We start from the raw sequence: 5419 nt of genomic DNA on the forward strand, positions 1-5419 counted from the left end.
TCTTCCGAGCGTTAAGAAATATGGCGATGATGTAGTTGTTTCTATGTACAACTACGACAGACCGTCTTATACAGGATGCAAATATGAGATCGAGTGCTACTTCCCGACATGGGCTATTCCGAAGGATCATAAGGTAACTAAGGCTCTTGAGGATGCTTATAAGAACCTTTATGGGGAAACTCGTCTTGGAAACGCAGAAACAGAGGAAATGAGAAAAGCTCGTCCGCTTACTGATAAATGGACATTCTCTACAAATGGTGTTTCTATTATGGGACGTAATGGAATTCCTTGTATTGGATTTGGACCTGGTGCTGAGGCTCAGGCACATGCTCCGAATGAGAAAACTTGGAAGGTCGATCTCGTGAGATGCGCAGCTGTTTATGCAGCTTTACCTACTTCTTATTGCAAATAAAAAACCGCAAAGGGAGCAGCGCCCTGCTCCCTCTGCACACCCTTCGGGCTTTTTGTTAAGTAGTTCTTCTTGTTTCAGATATGAAGTTGGCTGACTTTACTTTGATTAGAAGAACGGAAATTGATGTTGTGGGGATATGCATTGATTTCTTTATTGGATTTTTTGAGGAAGGTTTTGTTGGTTGTATTTGGGGACAGGAATCGTAGTGTGGCTGCTGCGATTTCGCTAAAATAAAAAATATTTTTAAAGGAGAATTTTCGAATGAAAACTTTACAGGATTATATTGATAAACTTAACAGCTTAAACTTTAAGGAAATGTACAATAATGACTTTTTCTGGACATGGGATAAGACTGATGAGGAACTTGAGGCTGTATTTACTGTAGCTGATGCTCTTCGTTTTATGAGAGAGAACAACATCTCTACTAAGGTATTTGAGAGTGGTCTTGGTATTTCTATTTTCCGTGATAACTCTACCCGTACTCGTTTCTCTTTCGCTTCTGCCTGCAACCTGCTTGGTCTTGAGGTTCAGGATCTGGATGAGAAGAAATCTCAGATCGCTCATGGTGAGACTGTTCGTGAGACAGCTAACATGGTATCCTTTATGGCTGATGTAATCGGTATCCGTGATGATATGTACATCGGTAAAGGTCATGCTTATCAGAAAGAGTTCATGGACGCTGTTACAGAAGGAAACAAAGATGGTATCCTTGAGCAGAGACCTACTCTTGTAAACCTGCAGTGTGATGTTGACCATCCGACACAGTGTATGGCTGATATGCTCCACATCATCCATGAGTTCGGCGGTGTTGAGAACCTGAAAGGTAAAAAACTTGCTATGACATGGGCTTACTCTCCTTCTTATGGCAAACCACTCTCCGTTCCGCAGGGTGTTATCGGTCTGATGACTCGTTTCGGTATGGACGTTGTTCTGGCTCATCCGGAAGGATATGATGTAATGCCGGAAGTTGAAGAGATCGCTAAGAAGAACGCTGAAGCTACAGGCGGATCCTTCACAAAGACAAACGATATGGCAGAAGCATTCAAGGATGCTGATATCGTATATCCGAAGAGCTGGGCTCCATTCGCAGCTATGGAAAAACGTACAAATCTGTACGCAGAAGGTGACTTCGACGGAATCGACAAACTGGAAAAAGAACTTCTTGCTCAGAACGCAGAGCACAAAGACTGGGCTTGCACAGAAGAGCTTATGAAGACAACAAAAGACGGAAAAGCTCTGTATCTGCACTGCCTGCCGGCTGACATCACTGGTGTAAGCTGTGAGACAGGTGAGGTTGATGCATCTGTATTCGATCGTTACAGAATCCCGCTTTACAAAGAAGCAAGCTTCAAACCATATGTGATCGCAGCTATGATCATGCTCTCCAAATTCGAAAAACCACAGGATATCCTGAAGAAACTGGAAGTAAAAGCTGCTCCGAGAATTTTCGAATAAAATACAGGTTGTTTACAACGCCAGGCTATAAATATGAGAATCTTCTTTCTCATATAAGATAAACAGATTAAGGGCCCTGCGGATATGTTCTGCAAGGCTCTTTCTGTTTTCCAATATATTAGAATATTTCTTCTTTTTTCTTGTATTGTTTGTTAATTTATGTATTTTAGGAGGTTTTTCAATGTATAAAAGAAAAAGAATCGTTATCGCTCTTGGTGGAAACGCACTGGGTAACACTCTGCCGGAGCAGATGCAGGCTGTAAAGACCACAGCAAAAGCTCTGTGTGACCTGATCGAAGAAGGACATCAGGTAGTCGTTGTTCATGGAAACGGACCACAGGTAGGCATGATCAACAATGCTATGGCTGCTCTTTCCAGAGAAGACGAAAATCAGCCAAACACTCCTCTCTCCGTCTGTGTTGCGATGAGCCAGGCATATATCGGATATGACCTGCAGAATGCACTTCGCGAAGAACTTCGCAAACGTGGATTTATGCGTACACCGGTTGTTACTGTCGTTACACAGGTCCGTGTAGATGAGAATGACCCTGCATTCCAGAATCCAAGCAAGCCGATCGGTCACTTCATGACCAAAGAACAGGCTGAACATGCAGAGAAAGCATACGGCTATGTCATGAAAGAAGACGCAGGACGCGGATACCGCCGTGTTGTTGCTTCCCCGAAGCCGGTTGAGATTGTTGAACAGGATGCGATCAACAGCCTTGTTGACGCAAATAAGATCGTGATCTGCTGCGGTGGCGGTGGAATCCCGGTTACTCTTCAGGGAGATCACCTCAAAGGTGCTTCTGCCGTTATCGATAAAGACTTTGCAAGCTGCCTGCTCGCAAAAGAGCTCGATGCAGACATGCTGATCATCCTCACCGCTGTCGAAAAAGTCGCCGTAAACTTCGGCAAAGAAGACGAAAAATGGCTGGATGAAATGTCTGTCGAAGAAGCCCAGAAATATGTAGAAGAAGGTCAGTTCGCACCTGGCTCCATGCTTCCGAAAGTACAGGCTGCTATGGACTTCGCAGCTTCAGGGGAAGGACGTACTGCCATGATCACCCTTCTCGAAAAAGCCAAAGACGGTATCCAGGGCAAGACCGGTACCAAGATCCACATCTGATCTGTTTCTGATCCGTTTTGGATCGATCCAAATAATTTGCTATATTTACCTCAATCCATCTACACATAAACGAAAGCCGCAAAAGCTTCCCCTCCGGAACATGCTTCTGCGGCTTTTTGTTTATCTGATTTTTATTTCAGTTTTGTTTCTGTTTTAGTTCAGGCAGGATTGTCAGCAGCATCGTGAAAAAGCAGGCACTTCCACCGACAAGATTGGATATCGGTTCTGCCCAGAAAACACCGTCCACCCCAAGTCCTCCGATACGTGGAAGAAGCACTGTCAGCGGCACAACAATGATGACTTTGCGGAAGATCGAGAAAAATGTCGCTCTCTTCGCTTTGCCAAGTGCCACAAACACACACTGCCCGGTAAACTGCAATGCCATGAAACAGAATCCAAAGAAATAGATATGTAATGCCGGGACACCCTTTTCCAGAAGTGCCGGTTCGCTGTTAAAGATCCGGATAAAAAATTCTGGTGCGATCTTGATGATCCCCCATACAAACAGAGCATAGGAAAAGCAGACAACGGTCACGAACTTGATCGCTTTTTTTACTTTGTCGTAGGCCTTTTCGCCATAATTGAAGCTCATGACCGGGGACGCACCGTTTGTCAGTCCATGTACCATCATCGTCGCGATATCACGGACGGAATTGAGGACCGTCATGACTCCTACATAGATGTCGCCGCCGTAGATCTGTAACGTTGCGTTGCAGAAGATCTGCACCAGTCCGTTTGTAAACTGCATCATAAAACCTGAAACGCCAAGTGCCATGATCGCTCTTACTCTCTTCCACTCTATCTGCATCGCTTCTTTCCTGATGCGAAGTGTGACTTTTTTGCCTGTGAGGAATTTCAGCACCCAGACTGCGGAACAGAACTGTGACAGGATCGTTGCAAGTGCTGCACCGCGCACGCCCATATGGAATACGAAGATAAAGATCGGATCCAGAACGATGTTTAAGGCTGCACCGATCAGGATCGTCAGCATTCCCATATTTCCGAAGCCCTGGCAGTTGATAAACGGATTCAGCCCCAGCGAGATCATCACAAACGGTGTTCCGATCAGATAGATCTGGATATACGCTCCTGCATAGACATAAGTCGTGTCACTCGCGCCGAACGCATACAGGATCGGCTTATAAAAAAGATATCCAACTGCCATCAGAACTACACTTGTCATCAGAAGCATGGAGAATGTATTTCCCAGCAGTTTCTCTGCTTCTTCCTCATTTCCCCGTCCAAGCTCCATCGCACAGAGCGGACTGCCGCCATTTCCATATAGATAAGTGAATGCCATGATCATCGTAATGATCGGAAAACAGATCCCGACTCCCGTCAGCGCGATCCTTCCTGTCTCCGGAATCCTGCCGATATACATTCTGTCTACCACATTATACAAAAGATTCAGAAGCTGCGCCAATGTCATAGGAATCGACAGCTCCAGGATATTCCGATATACATTTCCCTTCGAAAAATCTGTCTGATGTGTCCTCACACCAAATCCCCCTCCTTTGTTTCCTGACTGTCCTTATTATAGCACTTTGTGTTTTTTCATTCCAGTCGTTTTCTTTTTGCAAAATCAACACAAATACAATATTTTTCTTTTTATTATTGTCATAAACCCACATTTAATCTGCGATAAAATCCACAAAAAACGTATTTTAGCTTGTTTTTTGCGGGAAAAGCAGGTATAATTACAGTATATGAACCGAAATAAAATATTCCTGTAGAATGGATGGAGGTATTATGGCTGAGAATTATAATGGCATGGCAGTGGGGATCTTTGAACTTGACAGTTTTGCTGCCTGCTTCGTAGCACTGGACGCTGCTTCCAAAGCAGCAAATATAAGGATCCAGAACATCGAGCGTAATCGTCTTGGTGCAGGTGCCTGCGTGAAGATGCGTGGTTCTGTCTCCGACGTAAACGCCGCAATGGACGTTGCACTCCGCACCGCAGAACCAATTGCGAAGGTTGTTTCCCACACGGTGATCGCATCCCCGGCTCACGACACAGAACCGGCAATGTACATGACCGCAAATAAGTAATATGATCGTTAAATACTATAATGAAATGAGGATTCTGTTATGAGATATGGAGCATTTGGATTAGTGGAAGTTGTCGGAAGCAGCAATGCAGTGATCGTGATCGACCAGATGCTGAAGACCGCCGATGTATCCTTCCTTACCTGGAACGGTAAATGCGGCGGACACGAAACTGTTTTTATGACCGGTGATGTATCCGCAGTCACCGCTGCCGTCCAGGCAGTCAAAGAAAACCCGCCATGCGAGATCGTTTTCGCAGCCGTAATCTCCAATCCATCCGAAGAGACGATCCGTCTCGCGGAGGAGGATGCTGAGAAACACGGGTTTCTGAAGAAACCGGCTAAGAAAGCTGGAGCTAAGAAATAAAGGCCTGATGATTA

Annotated in this window: 6 protein-coding genes; 5 read left to right on the forward strand and 1 reads right to left on the reverse strand. The window is 45.0% G+C overall.

Features of this window, described 5'->3' with window-relative positions; translation table 11 throughout:
- The 3 genes from QZL69_RS11120 to arcC all read left to right on the forward strand — a co-directional run.
- The coding region (locus QZL69_RS11120) for a M20/M25/M40 family metallo-hydrolase (protein WP_291519445.1) at window positions 1–412 on the forward strand (412 nt) is incomplete at its 5' end.
- Between the two features lie 261 nt (window positions 413–673).
- Complete coding sequence (ygeW, locus tag QZL69_RS11125) at window positions 674–1867, forward strand: knotted carbamoyltransferase YgeW (protein WP_022215280.1); 1194 nt, start codon at window positions 674–676, stop codon at window positions 1865–1867.
- Window positions 1868–2048: 181 nt separating this feature from the next.
- Complete coding sequence (gene arcC / locus QZL69_RS11130) at window positions 2049–2993, forward strand: carbamate kinase (RefSeq protein WP_022215281.1); 945 nt, start codon at window positions 2049–2051, stop codon at window positions 2991–2993.
- 136 nt (window positions 2994–3129) lie between these two features.
- Here the strand turns inward: arcC and QZL69_RS11135 are convergent, their stop codons facing one another.
- Window positions 3130–4491, reverse strand: coding sequence for an MATE family efflux transporter (locus QZL69_RS11135; protein WP_022215282.1), 1362 nt, complete (start codon window positions 4489–4491; stop codon window positions 3130–3132).
- Window positions 4492–4742: 251 nt separating this feature from the next.
- Here QZL69_RS11135 and QZL69_RS11140 point away from each other — a divergent pair, with 251 nt between their 5' ends.
- Complete coding sequence (locus tag QZL69_RS11140) at window positions 4743–5042, forward strand: BMC domain-containing protein (RefSeq protein ID WP_022215283.1); 300 nt, start codon at window positions 4743–4745, stop codon at window positions 5040–5042.
- A 39-nt stretch (window positions 5043–5081) separates the two neighbouring features.
- On the forward strand, window positions 5082–5405 hold the full coding sequence (locus QZL69_RS11145; protein WP_022215284.1) for a BMC domain-containing protein: 324 nt from the start codon (window positions 5082–5084) through the stop codon (window positions 5403–5405).
- The last annotated feature ends 14 nt before the right edge of the window (window positions 5406–5419 follow it).

Origin of the sequence: Blautia sp. CAG:237 (genome assembly GCF_000436615.1) — a bacterium.
GTDB lineage: Bacteria > Bacillota > Clostridia > Lachnospirales > Lachnospiraceae > Blautia_A > Blautia_A intestinihominis.